27 protein-coding genes are annotated in these 25,884 nt (G+C 44.9%); 6 read left to right on the forward strand and 21 right to left on the reverse strand.

Annotation, left to right across the window (positions count from 1 at the left end; genetic code table 11):
• Window positions 1-125: 125 nt before the first annotated feature.
• The 15 genes from yajC to hypF all read right to left on the reverse strand — a co-directional run bounded on the left by yajC (window position 126) and on the right by hypF (window position 14,011).
• A complete protein-coding gene (gene yajC / locus DSOL_RS09160) occupies window positions 126-500 on the reverse strand; it encodes a preprotein translocase subunit YajC (protein ID WP_075364563.1) in 375 nt (124 codons plus the stop codon).
• A gap of 75 nt (window positions 501-575) precedes the next feature.
• On the reverse strand, window positions 576-1,700 hold the full coding sequence (tgt, locus tag DSOL_RS09165) for a tRNA guanosine(34) transglycosylase Tgt (RefSeq protein ID WP_075364592.1): 1,125 nt from the start codon (window positions 1,698-1,700) through the stop codon (window positions 576-578).
• Window positions 1,701-1,780: 80 nt separating this feature from the next.
• Entirely contained in the window at window positions 1,781-2,803 is a 1,023-nt protein-coding gene (queA, locus tag DSOL_RS09170; RefSeq protein ID WP_075364564.1) for a tRNA preQ1(34) S-adenosylmethionine ribosyltransferase-isomerase QueA, read from the reverse strand.
• Between the two features lie 58 nt (window positions 2,804-2,861).
• Window positions 2,862-4,190, reverse strand: coding sequence for a SpoIID/LytB domain-containing protein (locus DSOL_RS09175; RefSeq protein ID WP_075364565.1), 1,329 nt, complete (start codon window positions 4,188-4,190; stop codon window positions 2,862-2,864).
• A gap of 156 nt (window positions 4,191-4,346) precedes the next feature.
• Entirely contained in the window at window positions 4,347-5,372 is a 1,026-nt protein-coding gene (gene ruvB / locus DSOL_RS09180; protein WP_075364566.1) for a Holliday junction branch migration DNA helicase RuvB, read from the reverse strand.
• A 41-nt stretch (window positions 5,373-5,413) separates the two neighbouring features.
• Window positions 5,414-6,016: a Holliday junction branch migration protein RuvA gene (gene ruvA / locus DSOL_RS09185; RefSeq protein ID WP_075364567.1), complete on the reverse strand. Its 603-nt coding sequence runs from the start codon at window positions 6,014-6,016 to the stop codon at window positions 5,414-5,416.
• Complete coding sequence (gene ruvC / locus DSOL_RS09190) at window positions 6,013-6,510, reverse strand: crossover junction endodeoxyribonuclease RuvC (protein WP_075364568.1); 498 nt, start codon at window positions 6,508-6,510, stop codon at window positions 6,013-6,015. Before ruvC ends, ruvA begins: the two co-directional genes overlap by 4 nt.
• 66 nt (window positions 6,511-6,576) lie before the next feature.
• Window positions 6,577-6,945, reverse strand: coding sequence for a hypothetical protein (locus DSOL_RS09195; protein ID WP_075364569.1), 369 nt, complete (start codon window positions 6,943-6,945; stop codon window positions 6,577-6,579).
• A 91-nt stretch (window positions 6,946-7,036) separates the two neighbouring features.
• Window positions 7,037-7,789: a YebC/PmpR family DNA-binding transcriptional regulator gene (locus DSOL_RS09200; RefSeq protein WP_075364570.1), complete on the reverse strand. Its 753-nt coding sequence runs from the start codon at window positions 7,787-7,789 to the stop codon at window positions 7,037-7,039.
• Window positions 7,790-7,926: 137 nt separating this feature from the next.
• Window positions 7,927-8,850, reverse strand: coding sequence for a cysteine synthase A (gene cysK / locus DSOL_RS09205; protein WP_075364571.1), 924 nt, complete (start codon window positions 8,848-8,850; stop codon window positions 7,927-7,929).
• Between the two features lie 137 nt (window positions 8,851-8,987).
• The gene (locus tag DSOL_RS09210) at window positions 8,988-9,398 is read right to left on the reverse strand and encodes a DUF3842 family protein (RefSeq protein ID WP_075364572.1); all 411 of its coding nucleotides are present in this window, start codon (window positions 9,396-9,398) and stop codon (window positions 8,988-8,990) included.
• Between the two features lie 19 nt (window positions 9,399-9,417).
• Window positions 9,418-10,410: a hydrogenase expression/formation protein HypE gene (hypE, locus tag DSOL_RS09215; RefSeq protein ID WP_075364573.1), complete on the reverse strand. Its 993-nt coding sequence runs from the start codon at window positions 10,408-10,410 to the stop codon at window positions 9,418-9,420.
• Window positions 10,410-11,507 carry a hydrogenase formation protein HypD gene (hypD, locus tag DSOL_RS09220; protein ID WP_075364574.1) on the reverse strand — a complete coding sequence of 366 codons (1,098 nt, stop codon included), beginning with the start codon at window positions 11,505-11,507 and terminating at the stop codon, window positions 10,410-10,412. Before hypD ends, hypE begins: the two co-directional genes overlap by 1 nt.
• Window positions 11,485-11,715, reverse strand: coding sequence for a HypC/HybG/HupF family hydrogenase formation chaperone (locus DSOL_RS09225; protein ID WP_075364575.1), 231 nt, complete (start codon window positions 11,713-11,715; stop codon window positions 11,485-11,487). The genes hypD and DSOL_RS09225 overlap by 23 nt, the downstream gene beginning before the upstream one ends.
• 1 nt (window position 11,716) lies before the next feature.
• Window positions 11,717-14,011 carry a carbamoyltransferase HypF gene (gene hypF, locus DSOL_RS09230; protein ID WP_075364576.1) on the reverse strand — a complete coding sequence of 765 codons (2,295 nt, stop codon included), beginning with the start codon at window positions 14,009-14,011 and terminating at the stop codon, window positions 11,717-11,719.
• Between the two features lie 209 nt (window positions 14,012-14,220).
• On the opposite strand from hypF, the gene DSOL_RS09235 reads away from it, so the two are divergent.
• The 5 genes from DSOL_RS09235 to DSOL_RS09255 all read left to right on the forward strand — a co-directional run bounded on the left by DSOL_RS09235 (window position 14,221) and on the right by DSOL_RS09255 (window position 20,698).
• The gene (locus tag DSOL_RS09235; protein ID WP_075364577.1) at window positions 14,221-16,440 is read left to right on the forward strand and encodes a sigma 54-interacting transcriptional regulator; all 2,220 of its coding nucleotides are present in this window, start codon (window positions 14,221-14,223) and stop codon (window positions 16,438-16,440) included.
• 510 nt (window positions 16,441-16,950) lie between these two features.
• Complete coding sequence (locus DSOL_RS09240; protein ID WP_075364578.1) at window positions 16,951-18,033, forward strand: hydrogenase small subunit; 1,083 nt, start codon at window positions 16,951-16,953, stop codon at window positions 18,031-18,033.
• 1 nt (window position 18,034) lies between these two features.
• Window positions 18,035-19,594 carry a nickel-dependent hydrogenase large subunit gene (locus DSOL_RS09245; RefSeq protein WP_075364579.1) on the forward strand — a complete coding sequence of 520 codons (1,560 nt, stop codon included), beginning with the start codon at window positions 18,035-18,037 and terminating at the stop codon, window positions 19,592-19,594.
• Window positions 19,595-19,610: 16 nt separating this feature from the next.
• Window positions 19,611-20,195 (forward strand): Ni/Fe-hydrogenase, b-type cytochrome subunit, encoded by a 585-nt coding sequence (cybH, locus tag DSOL_RS09250; protein ID WP_075364580.1) that lies wholly within the window; start codon window positions 19,611-19,613, stop codon window positions 20,193-20,195.
• 2 nt (window positions 20,196-20,197) lie between these two features.
• Complete coding sequence (locus DSOL_RS09255; RefSeq protein ID WP_075364593.1) at window positions 20,198-20,698, forward strand: HyaD/HybD family hydrogenase maturation endopeptidase; 501 nt, start codon at window positions 20,198-20,200, stop codon at window positions 20,696-20,698.
• A 248-nt stretch (window positions 20,699-20,946) separates the two neighbouring features.
• Here DSOL_RS09255 and hypB read toward each other — a convergent pair whose 3' ends face one another.
• The gene (gene hypB / locus DSOL_RS09260; RefSeq protein WP_075364581.1) at window positions 20,947-21,627 is read right to left on the reverse strand and encodes a hydrogenase nickel incorporation protein HypB; all 681 of its coding nucleotides are present in this window, start codon (window positions 21,625-21,627) and stop codon (window positions 20,947-20,949) included.
• Window positions 21,628-21,969, reverse strand: coding sequence for a hydrogenase maturation nickel metallochaperone HypA (gene hypA, locus DSOL_RS09265; RefSeq protein WP_075364582.1), 342 nt, complete (start codon window positions 21,967-21,969; stop codon window positions 21,628-21,630).
• Between the two features lie 252 nt (window positions 21,970-22,221).
• Here hypA and DSOL_RS09270 point away from each other — a divergent pair, with 252 nt between their 5' ends.
• Window positions 22,222-22,443 (forward strand): alpha/beta-type small acid-soluble spore protein, encoded by a 222-nt coding sequence (locus tag DSOL_RS09270; protein ID WP_075364583.1) that lies wholly within the window; start codon window positions 22,222-22,224, stop codon window positions 22,441-22,443.
• Between the two features lie 156 nt (window positions 22,444-22,599).
• On the opposite strand, the gene DSOL_RS09275 is transcribed toward DSOL_RS09270, so the two are convergent.
• The 4 genes from DSOL_RS09275 to DSOL_RS28425 form a co-directional block, all read right to left on the reverse strand.
• The gene (locus tag DSOL_RS09275; RefSeq protein ID WP_075364584.1) at window positions 22,600-22,944 is read right to left on the reverse strand and encodes a nitroreductase family protein; all 345 of its coding nucleotides are present in this window, start codon (window positions 22,942-22,944) and stop codon (window positions 22,600-22,602) included.
• A gap of 205 nt (window positions 22,945-23,149) precedes the next feature.
• A complete protein-coding gene (larA, locus tag DSOL_RS09280) occupies window positions 23,150-24,412 on the reverse strand; it encodes a nickel-dependent lactate racemase (RefSeq protein WP_075364585.1) in 1,263 nt (420 codons plus the stop codon).
• A 97-nt stretch (window positions 24,413-24,509) separates the two neighbouring features.
• Window positions 24,510-25,373, reverse strand: a complete 864-nt coding sequence (locus DSOL_RS29515; protein WP_139314417.1) for a methyl-accepting chemotaxis protein — start codon at window positions 25,371-25,373, stop codon at window positions 24,510-24,512.
• A gap of 331 nt (window positions 25,374-25,704) precedes the next feature.
• Window positions 25,705-25,884 (reverse strand): hypothetical protein (locus DSOL_RS28425; RefSeq protein ID WP_207649619.1); only part of this gene is annotated, 180 nt, incomplete at its 5' end.

Genomic DNA, 25,884 nt, shown 5'->3' on the forward strand with positions numbered 1-25,884 from the left:
TCTCCTAAAATAAGCTTAAAAGCAAGTGGACTGCCACTTGCTTTTAAGCATGATCTTTCCTATCACTTTATGTACTGCTTAATGTTGTGAGCCATAGATAAAGCATTAGGCTATTCTGAAACTCTTTATGCTTCAGGTTTAACTTCCGTTTCATCCTTAGCAAGCTTTATTCCTTTATCGGTCTTGTCGTTCTTGTCAGTCTTGTCGGTTTTTTTGTCCTTTTCAGCGTTGATATCTCGGTTCTCTACGCTCGTAACTCCGGATTTGGCGACTTCAATTTCCACTTTATCTGCAATAAGCAGGATAACGGAATTGTCCTTCACTTTTGTGATTTTACCATAGATTCCTCCGGCAGTAATTACCCGATCCTTAACCCGCAGACTACTAAGCAACGCCTGACGTTGTTTGGCCTGTTTTTGTTGAGGACGGATCATAAGAAAGTACATAATACCAAAAAAGACCACAAAGTATAGGACTAAGGTTATTGTCGATTGAGACATATTAAAATCCTCCTTTATTTTATCATTTAACTATTCCCCATCTCTGGGCAAAATCCTTCTCTTGATGAGAGAAAACTAGTCCAGTTCGTACCCGTAATCTGTAAAGCATTTTTGACGATACTCTGGCAAGCGATCTTCCTTGATCGCCTCCCGAATTTCTCGCATTAAGTTCTGTAGATAGCGCAAGTTATGAATCGTCATCAATCGCAGACCCAAAATCTCGTCGGATTTGAGCAAATGCCGCACATACGCCCGCGAATAATTGCGACATGTGTAGCAATCGCAGGTTGGATCGATTGGACCAAAATCACGAGCAGATCCTGCGTTGCGGACAATCACCTTGCCGTAGCGGGTCATCGCCGTCCCATTACGTGCTATCCGGGTTGGCAGCACACAATCAAACATATCAATCCCCCGCATAACCCCTTCAATGAGGGCATCTGGCGAACCAACTCCCATAAGATAACGTGGTTTTTCTCTGGGGAGCAAGGGTACCGTATAATCTAAGACCTGGTACATCATTTCCTTCGGTTCTCCGACGCTTAAACCGCCGACAGCATAGCCTGGTAAATCGAGTTCTGTGATCTCAGCTGCACTTTGGCGACGAAGATCTTCATACATACCTCCCTGAACAATTCCAAACAAAGCTTGAGTGTCCGTAGTTGTCAAGGTTTCCTTACACCGTTTAAGCCAACGTGTGGTCCGCTCTAAAGAATCTTTGGCGTACTCATGTGTACAGGGATAGGGTGCACACTCGTCAAAGGCCATTACAATATCGGATCCCAACGCCATCTGAACCTGTGTTGCAATTTCCGGGCTCAAAAATTGGCGCGAGCCGTCAATATGGGATCGAAATTCTACCCCCTCTTCCTTAATCGTGCGCAAGTCTCCTAAACTGAACACTTGAAAACCACCACTGTCTGTCAGAATTGCTCCGTCCCAGTTCATAAAACGATGCAGGCCACCCGCTTCCCGAATGAGCTCCTGCCCTGGACGTAGGAAGAGATGATACGTGTTGCTCAGGATGATCCCAGCTCCGATCTCCTTAATCTCCTCCGGAGTCATGGTTTTCACGGTTGCTTGCGTCCCTACCGGCATGAACACCGGCGTATCCATCACACCATGTGGAGTATGTAATTTCCCTAAGCGTGCTCTCGTTCGGGAATCTTCTTTTAGTATTTCCAAATAAACTGCTGTCAAACCCTTCACTTCCTTTTTTTCGATCACTAAATCGATGAACGATGCACGAAGTCCGAATGTCGCACGCGCCTCGCACATTTTCATAGAATGAGCATGGCATCCCCAAAGCTGTAGAACCGATACCGCTCGGAAACTGCAACCTTATACGCTTTTAAAACCAGTTCACGTCCCGCCAGGGCACTGACCAGCATAACCAGGGTTGACTTAGGGAAATGGAAATTTGTCAAGAGGGCATCCACAACCTGAAATGAATAGCCTGGGTAGATAAAAATGTCCGTCCACCCCTCACCCGGAACAACCCTTCCTTGATTTCCCACGGACTCTAAGGTCCTTGCTGCTGTGGTCCCCACGGCAATGACTCGTCGCCCTTCTTGTTTGGCACGATTAATTCGCTCTGCAGCGTTCGACTCCACCCGGTAGTACTCCGAATGCATAGTATGTTCCCGAATGTCATCAACTTTTACTGGTCTGAAGGTTCCTAAGCCCACATGAAGAAGGATCTCGACGATTTCGACGCCCTTCTTTTGGAGTTCTTCCAAGAGTTCAGGTGTAAAATGCAGCCCTGCCGTGGGCGCAGCCACCGAACCTCGCTCCTTGGCATACACTGTCTGGTAACGTTCTTGGTCTTCCAACTGAGCAGTAATATACGGTGGAAGGGGCATCTGACCGAGCTGGTCTAAAATACTCTCAAAAACTCCCGAGTAGCTAAAATGGATCCTCCGATTTCCGTTCTCTAGTATATCTTGAAGAACGCCTGTCAGGATTCCATGCCCGAAAGAAACCTTCTGTCCCACCTTAAGACGTTTTCCGGGCTTAACCAAAGCTTCCCATACATCAAGTTCAAGCCTTTTTAAAAGCAAGACCTCGATTTTGGCCTCAGTCCCCTCTTTTTCCCCAATCAAACGGGCGGGAATAACACGAGTGTTATTAAGCACAAGCACATCTCCCGTTTTCAGAAGGGACACTAGGTCCCGAAACGTATGATGTTCTATTCCTCCACTGTCTCGCTTGATAACCATAAGACGGGAAGCATCCCGTGGTTCCACAGGATGTTGCGCAATTAACGTTTCCGGTAAATCAAAATCAAACTCCGAAACGTTCAATATATCCTTCTCCTTTTCAAAGTGAACTCGTTCAACTAAACATCAGCCTGTCTATAAGCTATCCCTGCGCAGGCTGAATACGTGTGTTGTTATAATAAAATAATAATATTTCTTTATAATTATACCCCAATTGGGCCATATGATAAGCTCCCCACTGGGACATTCCCACTCCATGCCCCCAACCCCTGCCCTCAAAGAGAAAGACGCCAAACGGTTGGGACGCGGCACTCGTTCCAACCGATGAACTGAGGATTTTCGAAAGCAATGGCCCCTGCTCCTTTTGAGATCCTTTCGTTTCAAGAAACACGGCGAAGCTCGATTTCTCTAACAATTCTTGGCTCGGAGGGATCTGCTGAGCCTCGAAAAAACTTCCCAAAAAGGCGGCCGTCCGAATTGGCTGCCCAAAAGGGTAAAACGCTTTGACAAACGTCCGCCCTGTTACAGTCTTGGACTGCCCGAACCCATCGTCCATCCTTACACTTTTTACCCTACCAGAGGGGAACTTGTCAAGCTCAATGTTTCGGACGGGTCCAAGGCCAAAAGTTGAGCCCAGGAGCGGAGCAGAGACAATAAATCGCCAATGATTGACCGCACCTCCAACTCCCTGGGAATAGGGGTCTGGATGAGAAACATTATGGATATCTGGATTTCCCCAGACATTTTTAGCGTCTTCGGTGTACCCTCCACTATGTGAAGAATAGAGTGCTTCGATCGGTAGCCTACTCTGGGCATCCACAAGAATTTCCCCTCGTGTAGCCTCAACCGCCCCGGAAGCTTCCCCTTCCACATTTTTACCCGCATAGGCTTGATCTATATCCGGAGAATCCGTAATCGTCTTACCGTTTTCAGTGTGTTTAACAAGAAAAGTCCGAGCAGCAACGGCTTGGGCCTTGAGTCCTTCTATCCCACCTTTTGCCCATTCATTACTCATCTCGATCGGCACGACCCCCTTGAGGTAATCTTCACTGTCTACTGTATTGATTAACCTCCAATGACTGTCCTGCCAATTGAGTTTTAGCCCTCCACGATAAACAACATCTTGACCCTCAGGAGTTTTGACACGCAGGCTCCCTGGATTGATTCTCTTCAATTCCAAGACTGATGATTCACCCGAAACTTGAAATTCGCCATGGTTAATCCGCAAAACCGGAGCCCATCCTCCCCAGCCCACTTGAAGGGTAGAGCCCGTAGGAAATTCAAGAGTTGTTTTATCCACAATGAGTTGATAGTCACCTTGTTCAACTTCTATTTCAACCCATCCCGCCTGACCTAATTTCCAGACAAGTTCAACCGGAATCTCTTTCGCCTGACACGGCATTGCCTGGCTCAGCACGAATATGAATAAAGCCACACATAAAAAGGAGAACCGATACACAATCCGCAGCATGCTCCGCCCACTCACTTTCTTACACCAATCAGAAAGAATAACTTTCAGGCGCATAAGTGCAACTAAGGAATCTTCTTGCGCCTGATGGCTGGAAAGATTCCAAGTTTGCTATGTTCAGATTACCCTTTTTTCTCCCCTTATATGCTCTTAGTTGCGTTATAGTTTGTCTTCTGAAAAAAGTTCCTGACTCTGGGGAAGGGGATATCCTAGATGATGATAGGCCCTTGCAGTCGCCATGCGTCCACGGGGGGTACGCTGCAAAAATCCCATTTGGAGTAAAAATGGTTCGACAACATCTTCAAGGGTCACAGACTCTTCCCCAATGGTGGCTGCGAGTGTGTCCAGGCCGACTGGACCTCCAGCAAAAGTTTCAATAATGGTCTTTAGTGCTTTCTGGTCAATCTGATCCAACCCCATAGGATCGACTTCCAAGCGATTAAGCGCTTCTCGGGCTATTGTTTGTGTGACGACCCCGTCTTCCCAAACTAGGGCAAAATCTCTTACTCGTTTTAACAAGCGATTCCCCACTCTTGGAGTCCCTCGAGAACGACGGGCAATTTCTTCTGCTCCGTCATCCGTTATACTCAACCGCAAAATACTTGCTGCACGCAGAATAATTTCTTTTAGATCCTCAACCTCATAGAACTCCAAGCGACTGATAACGCCAAAGCGATCACGTAAGGGAGACGTTAACTGCCCGGCACGGGTAGTGGCTCCCACTAAGGTAAATGGAGGCAGGGACAAGCGGATTGAACGAGCACTTGGCCCTTTTCCGATGACAATATCCAGACACCCATCCTCCATTGCCGAATAGAGAATTTCCTCAGTCGTCGAGTTCAAACGGTGTATTTCGTCAATAAATAAAACATCCCTGGGCTCTAAACCGGTAAGAATAGCAGCCAAATCCCCTGGTCGTTCAATCGCCGGACCTGAAGTGGTACGTATACTAACACCCATTTCTGCCGCAATAATATTAGCGAGCGTCGTCTTCCCCAAACCGGGTGGTCCATATAATAAGACGTGATCCAAAGCCTCTCCACGGGTAGCAGCAGCTTGAATAAAAATGCCCAAATTATCTTTGACTTTCTTTTGTCCAATATACTCGTTCATGCGATGGGGTCGCAGTCCTTCCCCTTCCTGATCTGAGAGTTGTTCTTGGGGAGCAACCAAACGTTCTTCCATTTTTCAGCCCTCCTCTCTTCTAGATCTTCGATATTAACCATTCACTTGCTCCCTGATAGTAAACGTAGAGCCCTTTTTACTTGCACTTCTGTCGTTAAATCCCCACCATCTTTCAGGACTTGACCCAGTGCTTGTCTCGCTTCATCTAGACCAAAACCCAAGGCAAGTAAGGTTTGATGCGCTTCAGAGTGGGCATGCGAAGATGGATCTGAGAAAGATTCCCCTTCCGTTGAAAAAGAACTATGCCCTTTGAACTTTTCTTTCAGTTCCAGAATGAGTCGTTGCGCCGTTTTCTTACCAATACCCGGAACTTTCGTTAATAAATTAAGATTTTCACTAGCAATGGCACTTTCAATCTGGACTGCGCCAAAGGTTGAAAGTAGGGATATAGCTGCTTTAGGCCCAATGCCCGAAACACTCAACATTTCCAGAAAGAGTTGTTTTTCTTCTATGGAAGAAAAACCGTAAAGGGATAAATCATCCTCCCGCATGACGACATGGGTGTAAACAACAAGTTCTAGCCCAGGATATGCCTTAGCTAACAGCCCATGAGGCACGGTTAGAAGATACCCCGTTCCGTGTACATCGAGTACTAAACGCTCTGATTGAATTTCCCAAACCGTACCCCGCAGCATCCCAATCATCGAAATTCCTCCATTCTCCGGCCCAAAGCATGACTATGAGCATGACAGATGGCAATGGCTAAGGCATCTGCTGTATCATCTGGCTTCGGGATTTGATCCAACCCCAATAACCCTTTGACCATTTGTTGGACCTGGTTTTTGTCCGCCCTTCCATATCCTACGACCGCTTGTTTAACCTGCAAGGGGGTATATTCATAGACCGGAATCCTATTTTGGGCGCTGGCTAACATGGCCACCCCACGAGCGTGCCCAACCGCCAGCGCGGTCGTGGTATTACGGTTAAAGAACAGCTCTTCAATCGCCATATGATCGGGATGATATTCCCTAAGAAACGGATCGATTTGTTCATGTAAAATTAACAAACGCTCGGCTAAGGGCATGTGAGCTGGAGTTCTCCAGCAAGCATATGTGAGGGCCTTTAAGTGGTTCCCTTTTTGTTCAATCAAACCATACCCCATAATCGCCGTTCCGGGGTCAATACCTAGAATAATCATACACGTCTTCCTTTCAAGCTAATAGATTTCGACAGAAGACGGACGATTCCCTTCCTTTATCCACTTCTACTCTTGCAACAAAGGTTCGTTGACCGTATCGATAAACGATTGGACTTCATCTAAAGAATTGAACTCAACTTTAGATACCATGTCTAAAATCCCTTTCGGCCAAGACTGGACTTTTAATCCCGTCGCAATGACTTTGCCATTCGATCCAAGGTTTCCTTCGACAACGGATAGCACTCCTTGTTCCATTTTAAAATGATAGCAACTCTTCGCTGAAGATTCATTAGCTAAAGCCGCTTCTGCCTTCGTGACATTCAACGTGCTAGTGACCGTTTCTTTGGCATACCACCAAGACGTCACGGCTGGTACGATACTGCCAATTCCCAAGCCTAGAACAAGAACCATACTCATGACTTTCCATCGAGACATAACAAAAAGCCCTCCTGACACTGTTTTCTTAGCTGTAGTCTTGCCAGGAGGGCATATTTTAATCGTGATACTATAATAGCTTTAGCCTTACCTAAAAATCCTCATCAGATAAGGCGCCCGCCAATTCGAAATTGGAATACACCCCTTGTGAATCATCATGTTCCTCTAGGGTATCCATCAAATGCACAATCTTCCGCGCCTGGTCTGCATCCGTTATCTCTATGGTGTTTTGAGGAATCGGACTGACCACAGCTTCCACAACAGAGATCTTTTGATCTAAAAGAGCCTGACGCACACCCTCCAGAGCCTCAGGAGCGGTGTAGACAACAAACCCGTCTTCATCCGTTTCGAAATCCTCAGCCCCTGAGTCTAAAGCCATCATCATTAAATCATCTTCGCTATGCTTAAGTCCTTCACGCAGGATTCTTAATTGACCCTTTTCTTCAAACATCCAACTAACGCACCCAGTCTCACCCATGTTTCCTCCATTTTTAGAGAAAATATGGCGAACTTCACCCGCCGAACGATTGCGGTTATCGGTCAAAATATCAATCATAACGGCAACTCCGCCAGGACCATACCCCTCATAACGCAGTTCTTCATAAACTGCTCCTTCTGTACCGCCAGCTCCTTTAAGTATAGCCCGTTGAATATTTTCATTGGGTACATTTTCTGCTTTGGCGTTTTCAATCGCAATCTTTAACCGAAAGTCGTTAACATCTCCCCCACAAGCGCGGGAGGCAACAACCAGTTCTCGGCCCAGTTTAGTAAACATTTTTCCTTTTTGGGCATCTGCCTTACCTTTTTTATGCTTAATGTTTGCCCACTTTGAATGTCCCGACATGACAAACTCCTCCTTATGCTAGTCCACTAGTTTGTAGTTTAGCATAAGCTAATTTCTCTTGTAAAGAAATATATAGGAAACTTACTTCTAGTGGCATTGTAAGGGTCCTTTTCGATATTCGAATCACGAACATCGAATTAGCTCCGATTAGCAAAAAGATCCGTGCTCAAATACCGCTCTCCGCTATCCGGGGCTATTACGACCACGTTTTTTCCTTCTCCCAGTTGTTCCGCAACCTGAAGGGCCGCGCTGATCGCAGCACCAGAAGAGATGCCTACCAAAAGCCCTTCTTCGCGGGCCAAACGCCGTGTCAGCTCGTAAGCATTCTCATTGCTCACTTGAATAAGCTCATCAAGGATCGATTTGTTTAAAACTTCAGGAACGAATCCCGCTCCAATTCCTTGAATTTTATGAGATCCTGGTTTTCCTCCGGAGATAACTGGTGAAGAGGCTGGTTCTACACCTATGATTTTCAGTTCTGGTCGACGAGCTTTTATGATTTCGCCTACCCCAGTGATGGTTCCACCAGTACCGATCCCCGCAACAAAAGCGTCGATTTCGTTCAACTGTTCGAGCAGTTCTAGAGCCGTGCTCCGACGATGTGCTTCTGGATTCGCTGGATTTTCAAATTGTTGTGGCATAAAGTAATCCGGGTTTTCGGCAATCAAGCGTTTAGCCTCTTTGATCGCCCCGTTCATCCCTTCTGCTCCAGGGGTGAGCACAAATTCAGCACCATAAGCGGCCATTAACATCCGCCGTTCAATACTCATAGTATCCGGCATGACCACAATTAAGCGATAACCACGGGCAGCCGCGATCATAGCCAGTCCGATGCCCGTGTTCCCGCTTGTCGGCTCGACAATGGTCCCCCCAGAACGAAGCACCCCTCGTTCCTCAGCATCTCGTATCATCCCCAAGGCTATCCGATCCTTTATACTCCCGCCAGGATTAAACGATTCAACTTTGACATAAACGTTAGCCATTCCTGGCTTAACTACGCGCCGTAAACGGACCAATGGAGTCTGACCAATTAAATCAGTAATAGATTCAACGACTTTCATGTTTAATCCCCCTAATTCATATCAATTTACTATGATTTAATAATACCAAAGAACAGGGTCCATTGTCAAGTGAACCCGTTCAGCTAAAGCTGAACATTGAGACTTCAGCGTGGGTGTCTTGGAAGTGGCTATGATTCTTATCCCCTAAGTCTCTTCTCTACTTCCGCAACCAAAGCTTCAATCTGGTGGGGCAAGGGAGCGCGGGGGACTCCCACGAGTAGAATATTCCCTCGTTGAATCGGGAGAAGCAATTTATCCGCTCGACTGGCAGAAATAGCGGCAGCTATTGCCGAAGTGATTTCTCCCAACAGACCATAGACCATCATAACAGCAACCGAGCCGACAATGATATCTACTCGATCGACATTATAACAAATCGCGGACTCCCCAGAGGCTCCCTCAGTGGCTCCGGCGCGCAACATAGCACCAGTAGCAAGAGCATTCGTTCCTAACGCCAGGATGTCCAACTCGGGAAGTCGTTTGCGCAACTGCTCTACGATATGTTTCCCAATGCCACCACCTTGCCCATCAATGACTGCTATCCGCATAATACCCTCCTCTTAATACTCAACATATACGGGGAAGGTGTTCACCTTCAAGCATGCCAACAATCCGTTTTCCCCCCAGAAGGGTTTCTAATAATACGAGCCCCGGCTTCCCATCTTGAACTCGCCCAATACGAGCTGCAAAGCGTCCTAGTGGCTGAGCTTGCAAATTCCGGAGAACTTCCTCTGCAACTTCCGGCGCCACAATGACCAAGGCTTTTCCTTCATTGGCTAAATAAAGGGGGTCAAGACCTAACATCCCACATGCCCCTTCTACACTGGGTAAGAGGGGAAGATTTACCTCTTCCAAAAGCATGCTTACACCCGCTTGTTGCGCTAATTCATTTAACGTCGTAGCCACACCACCACGGGTAGGGTCTCTCATGCATTTAACTCCTGGCTGATAAAAGGCATCAATAAGTCCATTTAAAGGCGCACAGTCACTAACAACTGGGGTTTGAAATTCAAGTCCTTCTCGCTCAGACAAAATCGCAATCCCATGATCTCCAATCGTTCCGGTAATGAGAATCTCATCACCGGGCCGAATGTGCTCTGGTCCAACCAAACGATTGGTAATATTTCCAATCCCCGTGGTATTTATGAAAATCTTATCCGCACTCCCGCGTTCGACAACTTTCGTATCCCCGCAAACGATTCTAACGCCGGCTTGGGCTGCTGTCTCCGCAACACTCTTAATAATCTGTTCCAATTCATCCAAGGGAAAGCCCTCTTCTAAAATAAGGGCCAGCGTTAAAAACTGAGGAATAGCTCCACTGACCGCTAGGTCATTGACCGTACCACATACTGCCAGCTTACCGATATTTCCCCCACGAAAAAACAACGGGGAAACTACAAAAGAGTCGGTCGTTACAGCAATCTGATCTCCTCCCGGCAAAGTTGTCGCATCATTCATTTGATCCAAGTAGGGATTACCTAAGTGTTTTTGAAAAAGGGTTCGAATTAATTCATGGCTTAGCCGCCCACCGCTTCCATGGGCCATCATAATGCGTTCCATTAATTCACACTCCCCTGTGAGTATCGGTAGTAAGCAGCACAAGACCCTTCGGAAGACACCATGCAAGGTCCTACGGGCTTCATTGGCGTGCAATGGCGGGCAAACAAAGGACATTGAGTAGGATAAATAAGGCCTTTTAAAACATCTCCACATCGACAACCCGGTGTTTCCTTGGAATGAAAAATTGGTAGGGAAAATTTCTTGGCCGCATCCCAAGCAGCATATTCTTCCCGAATGCCCAAGCCGCTTTGAGGAATCAACCCTATGCCCCGCCATGACGCATCAACTGGCTCAAAAACCCGTTCGACGATCAATTTAGCATGAGGATTTCCCTCTGCTTTTGCGACCCGGTTATATTGAATTTCAATTTCCGAACGCCCCTCTGCACGCTGTCGCAGGAGCATAACAACGGCTTCCAAAATATCGAGGGCTTCGAACCCTGTCACAACGCCTGGTTTGCCATAGTCTTTGGCCATAAACTCAATCGGCTCTATGCCGATAATGGCACAAACATGCCCGGGATCAAGGAAGGCATCAACGACGAGTTCATCGTCTTCCGCCAATAATTTTAAGACTGGGGGAACGACCTTGTGCATGGATAACACACTATAATTTTTGATTCCTTCTTCTTTCGCCGTGACTAAGCTCACTGCGACCGTCGGAATCGTCGTTTCAAACCCGATTCCCAGAAAGGTAACTTCTTTGTCCGGATTTTTACGGGCTAATTCTAGAGCATCTTGGGTCGAATAGACTATGCGAACATCCGCCCCTTCTGCTCTTAAAGTCTGTAGGTTCTTATCCGTCCCCGGTACCCGAATCATATCTCCGAAGGTTGCCGTAATCACATTGTGTTGGGCCGCCAAATAGAGGTATCGGTCTATATCACTGCTATCGGTCACACATACTGGACAACCTGGTCCGGAAATTAAGCGAACTGTGTCCGGTAACAACTCGCGCAGTGCGTTCTTGGCGATGGCAACGGTATGCGTTCCACACACTTCCATAATGGTAAACGGACTCTGAGCTAAAGCCTGGATTTCTGAGAGATAGTCACCAGCCTTCACCACAAGATCCTTACTTCCCTTCTTCATAGGCATCAGCTACCTCCAACAAAAGTTCTTCAGTTTCGTGAGCGCTCTCATCGTCGATAATTCCAATGGCAAATCCCGCATGAACTAAAACGTATTCGCCGATCTTAACCTCTGGCACCAAATCGATACTGACAATCCGTTCATTTCCCATCATATCTACTTTGGCAATGGATCCATCCATCGTAAGAACTTTAGCGGGAATGGCTAAACACATCTTATAACACCTCATTCGCAATTAATAGTTGTCCGAAGGCAAGTCCGCCGTCCCCAGGAGGGAGCGTTCGGGAACGCAAAACTTTAATTCCCTTATCTTGACAGATCCTAAGGACTGCTTCAGTCAAAAGCTTATTTTGGAAGACCCCGCCACTTAGAACTAAGGGGCCTCTCTCTACCTGAGATTGCATCGCGAGATCGACGATAGCCTGAGCGATTGTTTGATGGAAACGATACGCAATTTCTCCTCGACTCACTCCGAGCAGAAAATCTCGAACTAGTTCTCCAAACAGCGACCCCACTCTTAGGATGCATTGTGAGTTCTCTACTCTCACTTCATACGGATAAGGTCTCTTGACCTTCCCCTGCCACTCTACGTCTTCAAAAGGGTTTTGCAGCCTAAAACTAGAAGCAACGCTTTCCAGCTCAATTGCAGCTTGTCCTTCATAGGTTACCATTCTACAAACACCAAGCAATCCGCTCACTGCATCAAAAAGCCGTCCAGCACTCGACGTCTGGAAGACTTGAATTCCGGTTTCAAGTTGGCGATCTAAGATCTGTCGCTCATCAACTGAAAGAACTGTCCAGAGGGGCTCCGTCTTTTCCCACGCCTCCCTCTCCAAAAGAGTTCTAAGATAGGCATAAGCGATGCGCAAAGGATGTTTGGCACCCGCGTCCCCACCCGGAAGGGGCAAGTACTCCAAATGACCCTTGCGCTCATAATCTGAGGCATTACCATACAAAACCTCAAAGCCCCAAACGCAGCCATCCTCCCCAAATCCGGTTCCATCACAGATCATCCCCAGGGTAGGCTCTGTTCTGTCCCATTCTCCCAAAACACTCACCAAGTGAGCATGATGATGCTGTACGGAATGTTTAGGACAAGGCTGTTCCAGGGCAAATCGCGTCAGTTGATAGTTCGGATGTTTATCATAAGCCAACGCCTGCGGCGTAATATTTACGACCCTTTGGAAAGATTCAAGTTCTTGATGAAAACGTTGGAGATTTTCATACCCTTCCATATCGCCAAGGTACTGGCTGACAAAAGCCCGTTCCCCAGAGGCCAGACAAAAGGCATTTTTAAGTTCTCCGCCCACCCCGAGTAGTGGGGTCTTGACTTGGTAGGACGACATTAGAATCGGTAACGGAACATAGCCGCGGGCTCGTCGCAAAAAAACCGCCTTGTCCCCAATCACTTGAAGGACAGAGTCATCACACGGGTGATAAATATCCCGATTATGTATAAGAAAATAATCGGCTATTCCCTGAAGCGCTTCCATGGCTTCTTCATTTGAATAAATCAGCGGACGGCCGCTGAGGTTGGCACTCGTCATGACCAAAAAATCATACGGTCCTTCAAATAAAAGATGGTGTAAAGGCGTATAGGGAAGCATAATTCCTAGCGTATGAATACCTGGCGCAATGTCCACTGGTAAAGAATTCACCTGCTTAAGCTGCCGTTCCAGAACAACAATAGGGGCAGCCGAACTCCGCAACAATTTCTCTTCCTCAGGGCCAATGAACACCTCGTCACACGCCTTTTCTATAGACCGTGCCATTAAAGCAAAAGGCTTAGCCCCCCGCTCTTTGCGCTCACGCAAACGACGTACAGCTTGAACATTTCGAGCATCACAAACGAGATGAAAACCCCCTAGCCCTTTTACCGCCATAATCCCACCTTGTGCCAGTTGATCGATGCCAATCCCTGAGAGCAAGTGCCCCATTGCGTCAATGAGTTGAACCTTTGGTCCACACTCCTCACAGGCAACCGGTTGGGCATGAAAACGCCGATCCCTTGGATTTTTGTAGTCTACTGCACACGAGTTGCACATTGGGAATTCAGACATAGTCGTTAGGGCTCGATCATAAGGCACATCACGGATAATTGTATAGCGAGGACCACAATTCGTGCAATTTGTGAAAGGAAATTTGTAATACCGGTTTTTAGGGTCAGCCATGTCTTTAAGACAATCTCCGCACGTTGCAACGTCCGGCGAAATTAAGACGTCCGCCCCCTCCTCCGCTTCACTCCCAACAATTTCAAACGTCCCATAGTTAGCAAGCTCTATCTCAACGGATCGTGCTGTCACAATTTGCGCCAAAGGAGGGGCTTCCCTAATTAAACGATGATAGAACAAGTCCAGATTATTTCCTTCTGCATGGATTGTTACACCATGGCTGGAGTTATTTACCCACCCATTAATACCTAGTTCTTCAGCTAGCTTAAAAACAAACGGTCGAAAGCCTACCCCTTGAACAATACCATTGAAGTAAATAGCTATTGCTTGTATTTTCATTATTATACGACCCGCTTTCAAGCTTACCTATATTAATTCTTCAGGTTCCGCCCTTCTATTGTACACGCCTCGCTCTATGTTCTTCAAGGGGATGCTACGACAAAATAGGATCTTCTTGACAAATAAGGAATATTGCCTTTATGCTAGAGAAAAGTGTACAAAAATTAGACACGCCTTTATTGGATTGAGACCCCTAGGAGGAATGTTAAATGTCAGTCGTTAGCACTATAGAAGATAAATGCAAGGCCTGCTATTCCTGTGTGCGGAATTGTCCAGTAAAGGCTATAAAGGTAGAATCGGGTCAATCAAGAGTCGTTGAAGAACGTTGTATCAGTTGTGGCAATTGTGTCAGAGTCTGTCCCCAAAATGCCAAACAAATTGTCAGTTATGTCGCAGAGACAGAAAAATTTTTGGGTCGAGAGAAAGTTGTGGCTTTACTGGCACCTTCTTTTCCTGCTAGCTTTTACTATTTGAAGCCAAATGAGTTTTTCGAATCACTTAATGAGTTAGGCTTTACAGATGTATTAGAGGTGACTCACGGTATTGAATTAACAATACCAGCTTATCAGGAATTTCTGACTACGAATCCTAAAATGGCCATCAGTTCATTTTGTCCGGCAATTGTTGGTATGATTGAGCGGCAATTCCCATCCCTCTTACCTTATCTGGTTCCGGTGGATTCTGCTGTTTTAGCGGCAGCCAAATACGCATCCTGGAAATATCCCCAGTCAAAAATAGTTTTTATCGGGCCCTGTATTGCCAAAAAGCAAGAAATGATCGATTTTGGTACTGGTTTTCTTGATTCTGTACTCACCTTTAAGGAATTAAAAAGAATGTTTGATTCCCGTGGATTACATGACAAGCAGGATCGCACATACAAAACTGTGCCAGAGGGCATTAGTTCATTGCCACCGCTTTTTCCCATTAGTGGCGGTCTAGCCCGCAACCTTGATCCTAAGGGGATTCTTTTTCGAGAAGAAGAGATTGCCGTCGTAGACGGAAAAGATGACTCTTTACTATTTTTGCAGAACCTAACAAGCGGGCTTAATAGCGGAAACGTGAAATTCCGTTTTGTTGATATACTTTTGTGCAAAGGGTGTATCGATGGACCGGAAATGGACAGTCCTCTGGACTTATTCAGCCGGAAACACTGTATTTTAAAGTATGCCCAAAGCAAAGAGAAAGACAGTTTGGGAACATATCCTCTGTTTAACTTAGAACGTCACTTTACAAACCGCTATAATCCTTTGCCTGAACCTACTTCGACTGAGATTAAGGAGATTTTACGCTTTACTAATAAATTCACACCTGAAGATGAGCTTAACTGTGGCTCTTGTGGCTATAATACTTGCCAGGAAAAAGCAGTAGCAGTCTACCAAGGCTTAGCGGAAATAGATATGTGTCTACCCCATTTGTTGGAACAATCCCGCGGTGAATTTGAAATCTATAAAGAGCGCTTGGAATTCAAAAAGGTCTATAAAGAGAATGAGCAATTTCTGATCGGAGAGAGCAAAAGTACTAACGAATTGCGTCGTTTGGCAGTCCAAGCCAGTCGCAATGATGCCAACGTTTTAATTCTTGGTGAAAGTGGCGTAGGCAAGGAAGTTTTTGCCCATTTTACTCATTTTCTTAGTAAGCGGCGGGATAATCCTTTTATCGGAATAAACTGTACAGCTCTGCCAGAAACCCTCCTGGAATCAGAACTGTTTGGATATGAGGAGGGAGCTTTTACAGGGGCCAAAAAAGGTGGCAAACGTGGTAAGTTTGAGATAGCTGAAGGTGGAACCATTCTCTTAGATGAAACAGGAGATATGTCCTTGACTCTTCAGGCTAAACTTTTACGGGTTCTACAAGAAAGAGAGTTTGAGCGGGTAGGGGGTACACGAACCATAAAATTGAATGCCCGAATTATGGCTGCTACTAACCGCGATCTTAAGCAGCTGGTTAAAGAGGGAAAGTTTCGAGCTGACCTCTATTATCGCTTAAATGTAATTAGCATTAATATTGACCCGCTTAGGAAACGCAAGGAGGATATTTCACCGCTAGCTATCAATTTCTTGCATAAAATTACTCAAACTAAAAAACTTTCACCCAAGATCTTCACGGAAGAGGCCATAAATTGCCTAATTCAATATAATTGGCCAGGAAATATCCGAGAACTACAAAATATGGTTGAACGACTGCTGTACACAGTTGAGGATAATGTGATCCAAGTGTATCATTTACCACAATTTTTAAGTAGTGTTGTTGAGAATCACCCAGTTACGGAGATTCGACCCCTTAAAATTGCAATCCAGGATCTGGAAAGGAAAATGATAACCCAAGCTTTGCTCACTACGGGTAATAACCGCGCGGCCGCAGCCAACTCTCTAGGGATACCTAGGGCAACTTTTTACCTGAAACTTAAAGAGTATGGCTTAATAGATTAAGCTTATCTAAAATGAGTGTCTGTATTTTGTACATGTCCAACATGTAGACACTTAAGGTTGGGATGAGCTTAGAAAGGGTGTTAGGACATGATATAGCTAGGAAAAGAAAACTGAACTGTCTAATTATTAGACGCAAATACCACTTTTGAGCCCTTATTTATTGGCACACAATTTGCATAATATAATTGGGTTAATTTAGGAAATATTCAGAAAACAAGCTAGAGAACTAAATTGGGGGTGGAAATCTGAATTTGGTCAGCAAAGACTTATAGTGCCGAGACTTTATTTTACTTATTATTACCAATTGAATAGTCATTTGCCCCCAACCCTTCTAAGCCATTTGTATTGAAATGTTTTAAGTTATAACCATTGTTTTCTTAAATGCTTTTATTTAACCTACTTTCAACAAAAATAGTCTAGAATGTTTTTAAGCCTAATAGTTTTTGGTATTAGACTTGCCATCCACAAACCAAGGAGACAACAACATATTCAGGAGGTGTTCTACGAATTATGGGAAATTTCGATCTACTTAAAGTTAAAGGGGTTTCTCGGCGTGATTTCATGAAGCTTATCGGAGCAACGACCGCGGCACTTGGATTACCCGAACTTTTTGTCCCTCAAGCAGCTACTGCAATGGAACAAGCACTAAAAAAACCCCCTGTAATCTGGTTGGAAGGTATGGACTGTACTGGATGCACCGAATCGACCATTGCCACCTTGAATCCTTCGGCCGCCGAACTCATTCTAGATATGATCTCCATTCGCTATCATGAAACCATTATGGCCGGATCAGGAAATAAATCCGAAGAAGCTTATCAAGAAGCACTCAAAGACAAGTTTATTCTCGTCGTAGAGGGTTCCAGTCCGTCCAAAAAAGAGCAAGACCATTTCTGTATGGTAGGAGGAAAACCTTTCCGCACAACCTTGATAGAGGCTGCCAAAAAAGCTCAGGCGATTATCGCCGTTGGTAGTTGCGCATCTGAGGGGGGTGGAATTCCTGGCGCCTGTGCCACTGGTGCCGTCGGGGTATCGGAAATCCTCAAAGCCGAAGGGATTACCACACCACTTATTAACCTTCCTTGTTGTCCCGTCAAACCTACAACATTAATAGGCACAATCGTTTATTACTTGACGTATCAGAAGGTTCCACCGCTCGATGCCCAAAATCGCCCCTTGGCCTTCTACGGAACCTTATTACATGATAACTGCCCACGACGCGGACACTTTGAAAATGGCGAATTCCTAACCGATTGGAATGACCCAAAACAAAAAGAATATTGTCTCATTCTAAAGGGATGCAAAGGACCGAAAACTTACACTGACTGTGCGCAAGTATGGTGGAACGACAACGCCAACTTCTGTATTAATGCAGGTTCACCCTGTTCAGGATGTTCTGAAAGGAGCTTTTATAAAGAATTTAGCCCATTGTATTCAAAACAAGAGAACTTTAAACTTCCGGGCATTGGCCAAGTTAATGCCGATACCGTCGGAACAGTTATCGGAGGAGCTGCCGCAGTGGGTCTCGGTGTCCACTTAATTGCCACAGCCGCCAGCGGAAGACTGACTCACAAAGACCACAAGGAGGATTTATAAGATGACAAAGATTGTTGTCGATCCCTTAACACGTATCGAAGGACACCTGCGAATAGAAGTAGAAGTCGAGAACGGCAAAATCTCTGAAGCGCATGTCATCGGAACCATGTACCGGGGAATAGAGCCCATGCTCCGTGGCCGTGATCCAAGAGATGCTACGTATGTTACTGAGCGTGTATGCGGAGTTTGTGCAGGATCCCACGGTTGGGCTTCCTCTTTAGCCTTGGACAAAGCCTTTGGGGCTAACGTTCCAGCTGGTGGTAGGATTATCCGCAATCTAATCATTGGAGCAATGTGGCTACATGACCATCCACTGCATTTTTATCACCTGAGTGCCCTAGACTACTTGGATGTCATGGCTGTAGCGAAATATCAAGGAAAAGATCCAGGACTTCTAGCGGTTAAAGATAAAGTCGTAAAGCTCGTTGCAGCTGGAGATACTGCTCCCTTAACTCCTCGCTACAAGCCGGATGAATTCAGTGTCAATGATCCGGAATTAGTGACCATGGCCGTCGCCCACTACCTTAAAGCTTTGGAGATGCAAGCAAAAGCCAAGAAAATGTCCGCACTGTTTGCCGGAAAACAACCCCATCAATCTTCCATTGTCGTGGGTGGAGTAACTATGCTTCCTACTATTGAAGTGGTGGAACAATTCCGTTCGATGCTTGTCGAACAGCTTGAATTTATTGAAAAGACTTATCTGCAAGATGTGTTAACGTTCGGTACTGGGCCACTCTTACCATTAGCTCAGGCAGGTGTCGGTGGAGGCAGCCCCAATTATCTATCGTACGGCGGTTTTGCCCTAGACGATGCCGGGAAAGACTTATTCCTAAAAGCCGGTGTAATTATGGATGGCAATTTGAGCAAAATTTTACCGGTCGATGAAGCCAAAATTACAGAAGATGTTCAATATTCTTGGTATAAAGCCAGTGCTAATGGTAAAACACCTTACACAGAGGACACCATACCCGATTTGGAGAAAAAGGACGCCTATACCTTTGTTAAAGCTCCTCGTTACGATGGCAAACCGATGGAAGTCGGACCTCTTGCACGAATGCTAGTTATGCAACCAAAGGGTCTTATGGAGATAATTTCGACGTATAATATTAAACCCGGTGCTGTCGCACGTCATGCAGCACGTGCTTATGAAACCCTCCTTCTAGCTAAGGAAATGTTTAATTGGGTCAATGCTCTAGAGAAAGAAATGGGATCTAATTTCCGTATCCATGATACTGATCATTGGGAAGCTCCGACAACTGGACAAGGTGCAGGCATGACTGAAGCTCCCCGAGGTTCACTCGGCCACTTTGTCAAAGTTGCCAATCATAAAATCGAGAACTATCAAATGGTTGTTCCGACCACCTGGAATTTCTCACCAAGAGATGACAAGAATGTTCGTGGTCCGCTTGAACAAGCCCTAATTGGCGTTCCAGTTCCCGACCTCGAAAATCCAGTCAATATTGTACGGGTAGTTCGTTCTTATGATCCATGCCTTGCATGTGCAATTCACCTCATCGATCCAGTAACCAACGACGTGCAAAAATTCAGGATTGGCTGGTAGAAAAGGAGGAAAGGACATGGCTAACCCATTAGACCATCCCCTATTTGATCGTGTAAGTCACTATATCAATCTGATAAATTTCCTGGTTCTAATTATTACAGGTTGGTTTATACATTCCCCTTTTCCCGGAATGCCCATGAGTTTAATCCGCAACCTACACTTTATCTTTATGTTCTTTTTAATTATTAATGGGATTGTACGTTTCTACTATTCCTTTTTTGGCAAGTATAAGGATTATGATTCCTTTTTCCTCACTGGCCAAGATATTAAGACCATCTGGCCCCAAACGAAGTATTATCTGTTTATCGGTAAGCATCCGAAAACCGGCAAGTATAATCCACTTCAAAAGTTAGCCTATATTGCAATGCCCATCATGGCTGTCTTTCAGGCTATTACCGGATTAATTCTCTATTGGCCAGTCAAGCTGGGTAGCTATGCAAGTTATTTTGGAGGAATCGCTGCTGTTCGAGGGATCCACTATATCATCATGTGGTTGTTTATCGCCATCATCGCGATTCATGTATACCTCGTCTTTACAGAAGCTTACGAAATGTTCTGGCTAATGTTTTTTGGCAAAACTGAACACAAGAAGGGAATTTAATGATGAATTCACCAAAAATTATGGTGATGGGGGTAGGAAACATCCTCATGTCTGACGAAGGTTTAGGCGTCCGCTTTTTGGACGAACTAGCGAAGAGGCCGCTCCCTGAAAATGTAGAGATCCTCGAAGGAGGCACAGCGGGACTTGAACTGGTTCATCTGATTCAAGAAGTCGACTTTCTAATTGTCGTCGATGCGATCAACGCTAAAGATGAGCCTGGTGCATTGTTTCGCTTTCAACCAGGGGATCTTCAAGTTTTTCCTGAACAGTACGAAGTTTCCTTTCACCAAATCGGAATTATTGAGGTACTTGCCATGGCCAAAGTACTCGGGCAGGCCCCACAAACCTTAATTTTTGGTGTTCAGCCCAAAAGTTTAGAATGGGGAATGGACATTAGCCCGGAAATCCAAGCTCTATTCCCCCGCCTTACAGACTTCGTTCTCAAGGAGATCGATACCATACAGCGCGAAGGGAAATTCGCTTCGGCTTTAACGGCACGATGACTGTAACAATCTAAACTGTCGCAATTTGCAGATTAACGTTTTCCCCTATATCTCTGCTGGGAAACGTTAATCTTTTTTTGACCAAACCCCCATGCCCCTGTGGGCACAAACACAAACTATCCTGTAAATTGCTAGTTTCTTACGAAACTCAGACGTACTAAAAGAGTACATGTAGCCATGTACTCTTTTAGTACGTCTGTTCTATCTCTGGCCCTTAGTATTATTGACTTTGAAGAGCCTATAAAGAATCAACCTTTGTTTCCCTGATAGGCCTTGACTTCTTGAGTTAACCAACTCGTCCACGCTTTAAGGCCATTACCGTTGCGACAAGAAACTTCGAAAATCAAAATGTCCGGATTAATGGTCCGAATATCTTGTCTCATAGTCTCCATATTAACGTCAGTCAACCCTTCAAGGTCCATCTTATTAAGAACAACCGCCTTGGCATTGCGGAAGATCACGGGATATTTAGCGGGCTTATCATCCCCTTCGACAATACTCAAAACAATAACCTTAAACGCTTCTCCTAGATCAAAGTCTGCCGGGCAAACGAGATTCCCGACATTTTCTATAACCATGAGATCCATGACATTCCAATCAAATTCCGGCAAAACCTTACTCACCATTTTACTGTCCAGATGACAGGCACCACCCGTGTTAATCTGGATGACCGGTACCTCGTGAACGGCAATGCGATCTGCATCCTTACTTGTAAAGATATCTCCCTCAATAACCCCCACATTCAGGTCCACGTTTAAATGAGGCAACGATTTTTCAAGAAGTGACGTTTTCCCTGCTCCAGGCGAGCCCATGACATTAATGGCTAAACAATGATTCTTGCGGAAATGGGCACGGTTTACTTCAGCCTGCATATCATTTGAACCGAGTAAATTAGCCATCACTTCAATTTCACGTCGACTAGATTCCATTTATTCAACCTCCAGACTTTCAAGTAAAAGTTCCTCTCCCTGAATCACTTCAATGCTGGTATTTTGGCAGTTCGGACAGAGGAAAAACATCGTTTTTACGGTGAACTCATGCTGACAATTGCGGCAACGACCGCGCAAAGGAACGCGCTCCACGATCAGCTTTGCTCCTTCACATAGGGTATCCTTGGTATAGGCTTCAAAAGCCATAAGTAGGGCATCCGGTTCTGCATTCGTAAGTTCTCCAACTTTTAGTTTAACCTGTAGCACTCGCTTTACTTCATGCTGGGAGAGGGTCTGTTCAATCACCTCAAAGACTCCTCCCATCAAAGACATTTCGTGCACATCGTCCCTCCTCTATGTTTGTAACAACTATCCCGGTCTTTGATTATCATCCATCTATCTTCGAGTACAAGGTCTTTCTGGATATTATCAATATTTCGACAGAAAGGGTTAATATCCTTTAGTTTACAAGAGTTCATTATTTCATCACAAATGATCCTCTCAATTATGTCTAATATAGGTGTATATTATCTTACCTGATGGACAATATAATAAATGTTACAATAAAAAACAACTGAAGAGGAGGATGGTCAAATGAGTCGTAATACACCTGAAGTTCCTGAATCCGAAAAACAGTTGGATAAACTTAAATGGGAAGTAGCAGAAGAACTGCAATTAGACGATGATATTCAAGAAAAGGGTTTTGCCAATATGACAACTCACGAAGTAGGTCAAATTGGGGGGAACATGGTCAAGAAAATGATAACCTATGCCGAGAAGGAAATGGCGGAACAAGGTGCAGATATCATGGACTAGAAAATAGAATTCGACCCAAAATTATTTCTGATATTTCTGAACGGGACGATCGTAACAAAAACGCTCGTCCCGTCTCTCGTTATGTTTCTAGTTTTATTTCTCATGCTCTTTCTATATTATTTTTCAAGTTCTTACTAGTTTCTTGTTTCCTAGTTATTACGGTTGTTTTTCATTTTTGTCCATATGGTTTCCACGCCAATTTTCCATAGCTATTCGAACAGACCGAGCCATCTCAGCTGAGTAGTCAGAACCCGTTTTTCGTGCATACATCCATTGCCCAAAATTCTTAGCTCCCAAGGTATTACTGGGATTGAATCCCTGGGCACGGGATGCGAACATAGCTTCCCAATCTTTCTCATTGAGACGTGTCGGGACCCTCATCGCAGCCTCTATTATCAAATCTTTGTCTTCATCCTTGATTGGCCGTTCAGCATAAAGCCGCAACGAAACTCGTTTTCTTAGTATCTCTTGCAGATCCACTCTCTCTTGATCAGTATTCATTTTTTTACTTCCCCTTTAACTTAATGTTCCACCGCCTATTGTATCATTTCTGGGTGCTCAAAGTTGCATTTTGCCATTTCATACATTCATTTTCCTTTTACAGACTGATGCAAATTAAGAATGGGCATCTATTTTGAAAATAGACACCCATCCCACCCATTCTAAATACTTCCGATACCTAGAAACACTTGAAAATATCCTAAACTTATTCTTCCACATAAGGAATCGTTAGGGGCCCAAGTGGTAACACAGCAATACTCATGTTATCACCATATTTCTCTGTTAATTCCCTCAAAGTCTGTTCAATACTCTTTATAGGGGTAAGTTTTGCTATCCTTACTGACTCCTCAGGCAACGTCGAATACATGTAAACATCTGCCCATTCCTGAATCATAGCCAGTCTTTGCGCTTCCCACTGATCAAACATTTGAAAAGAAGGTTCGTTAATCATTTCTAAGAGTTCACTCGGTGTTTCTCGCATATCTAAGATCTTAACAAAATTACCATGTTCCGGCATACCTTCTATGCATTCTGCAGCACATATGATCGTTCCACCTTGTTTGACAATCTTTTGGGCTGCATTCATACCTTTCACAGCCTGATATAAGTTTTGATCAAGAGGGTAGCCAGAATTCGTCGTAATGACTACGTCAAAGCGCTGATCACACTTAATCATGGCGTGTTCTTTAACATAAGCACATCCCGTAGTATGAGCTGCAGCCAACTCGCCAGCGAAAACATTGGTGATCTCTTTTTTTCCATTCAGGGCAACATTAAGGAGAAAATCAGGTTTACAAAAAGTATTCACTTCTCTCGTCATCTCTTGGAGAGGATTTTTCTCAAGGATACCCCAAGTTGCCAACGGATGCCCAATCATTTTGGCGTTATGAAACGTAAGAATGGTTTCGATTCCCGCTATCCCTGGCATAATTCCCTTTGGTCCTCCCGAAAATCCAGCAAAAAAATGAGGTTCGATGAATCCCGTGACAATTCTAAAGTCAGCCTCTACATATTCTTTATTTAAGTATACCTCGCAGCCGAAGCGACTTGTTCCAAGGTGCGTAAGCTCCGATTTTTCGTGACAATGATGATTGATAATACGAACAGTATCTACGACCTTTTGCCCTAACATCTCAACAAATTCTTCTCTAGTTTGGTCACGATGAGTTGCTGTCCCGTTAATAATCGTAACATTCTCTATGGGGACATGAGGAAGTTCCTCAAGTATCCAAGGAATTAGTTTATGATTAGGAGTTGGTCTGGTTATATCGCTAATCACAATGACAACCTTGTCAGTTGATTTAACCATCTCTCTTAGGGGGTTTGTACCGTTTGGGTGGCGAAGAGCGTTCAACACAACCTCATGGTCGTTTTCTGGCGACTCCACTTGAGTGGGTTCGATAACTCTTGTATGTTCAGGAAGGTCAACGTTTAAGCCATTTTTTCCATAAGCCAAGAAAACTTTCATAGAAAACATCCCCCTAAAATTTGATTTCTTTAAGTGCATTCTAACCAATACTCTCGTTTTTTATGGGTCATGGATGAAAAGAGCTAATAATTTCTATCTATAGACTTGAAGCCAAAGATTGCAATTCACGACACACTTGTTGTACCCCTTCAACTAGTTGGGCAATTTCCTGATTGGAATGCGCTTGCTCTTGGGTGATCCCACTATTACGGAGAGAACTCTCCGTGATTTTTCGGATAATAGATTGAAATTCCAGCAAAATCCCACTAATCTCATTAGCTGAACGATTACTTTCATCCGCTAATTTACGGACTTCACCTGCAACGACGGAAAAACCACGACCATGTTCACCCGCCCGGGCTGCCTCGATTGCAGCATTTAATCCTAAGAGATTAGTTTGCTTAGCCACACGCCTAATAAGCTCTAAAATTTCCGAGGTGAAATGAAGTTGATTTGTCCCTTCTTCAGCCTCTTTAGCAATGGCTTGGCTAATCGAAGCTACTTCCTGAGCCGAAGCGGCAGTTTGTTGCACAGCACTGGCAGCTTGTTCGACCGAAGTACTCAAAACTTGGACTTGTTTACGAATTACATCCTTTAATTCTTCATCCCTTAACATCATAACTACCATGCCAGCAGCTATTGAGGCAACAGGTTGGACAATCGCCAGTGGCCCCGCAATACCAAACGTGCCAATTTTTGTTCCGTCCACTTTAATCGCTAGGCTGAATCCCTCTTTAAGACGACCTCCAGATGCTTCAGCATCAACGTTTGTTACAACAGCAGAATCAGTGTTAGTCGTTAATATTTGCCTGCTCCCTGTATGTACAATCCCTATTCTAGTTTCAGCCGAATCCGCAATAATTGTCCCTGCATCATCGCATACGATAACAGCGAATCCGCTTTTTCCATGGATGAATTCTACTATCTTTTGAGCAATGAAATCAGTAAGCTTCAAGTTCATACACTAGCCCCCCTCTTCGCCTGATAGTCTTATTATACATCATTGTCCGGTGGTCAGACCAGTTATATCTTTGATCTTTATCTAAATTTTACAACATTAATTTTATTTTGTTCACGGAAGCATGGGGACGGTTCTTCTGCTTCCAAGGAGGTGACATCCAGAAGTGAATTAGTTCGATCAATAACGGATAAGGCTGTTAGACAAAAATCGATTACTGGTTGATGAACTTTAAATTGCTTGCTTACCTGGCGATGACCTACGTTTCCAGGGGGCTGCGCCCCAAGTATTATCGGCCCTGGAGGTCTTAACTTCCGTGTTCGGTATACGAAAGTCACGATAGTCTCCAGTGGAGAGTATCGCCGAGCCACCCACCCGAAAGGAACACTTCGTGGCGAAGGAAGACTTTCGCCACACGGCAACCCGTAACGAAGACTCCAGCCGTGTGGATCGAACGGGTGGAACCCCGGAGTTTTGACCCATAATTAAAACACAAAGAGACTACCTCACTATG

Source organism: Desulfosporosinus metallidurans (assembly GCF_001936615.1).
Taxonomy (GTDB): Bacteria; Bacillota; Desulfitobacteriia; order Desulfitobacteriales; family Desulfitobacteriaceae; genus Desulfosporosinus; species Desulfosporosinus metallidurans.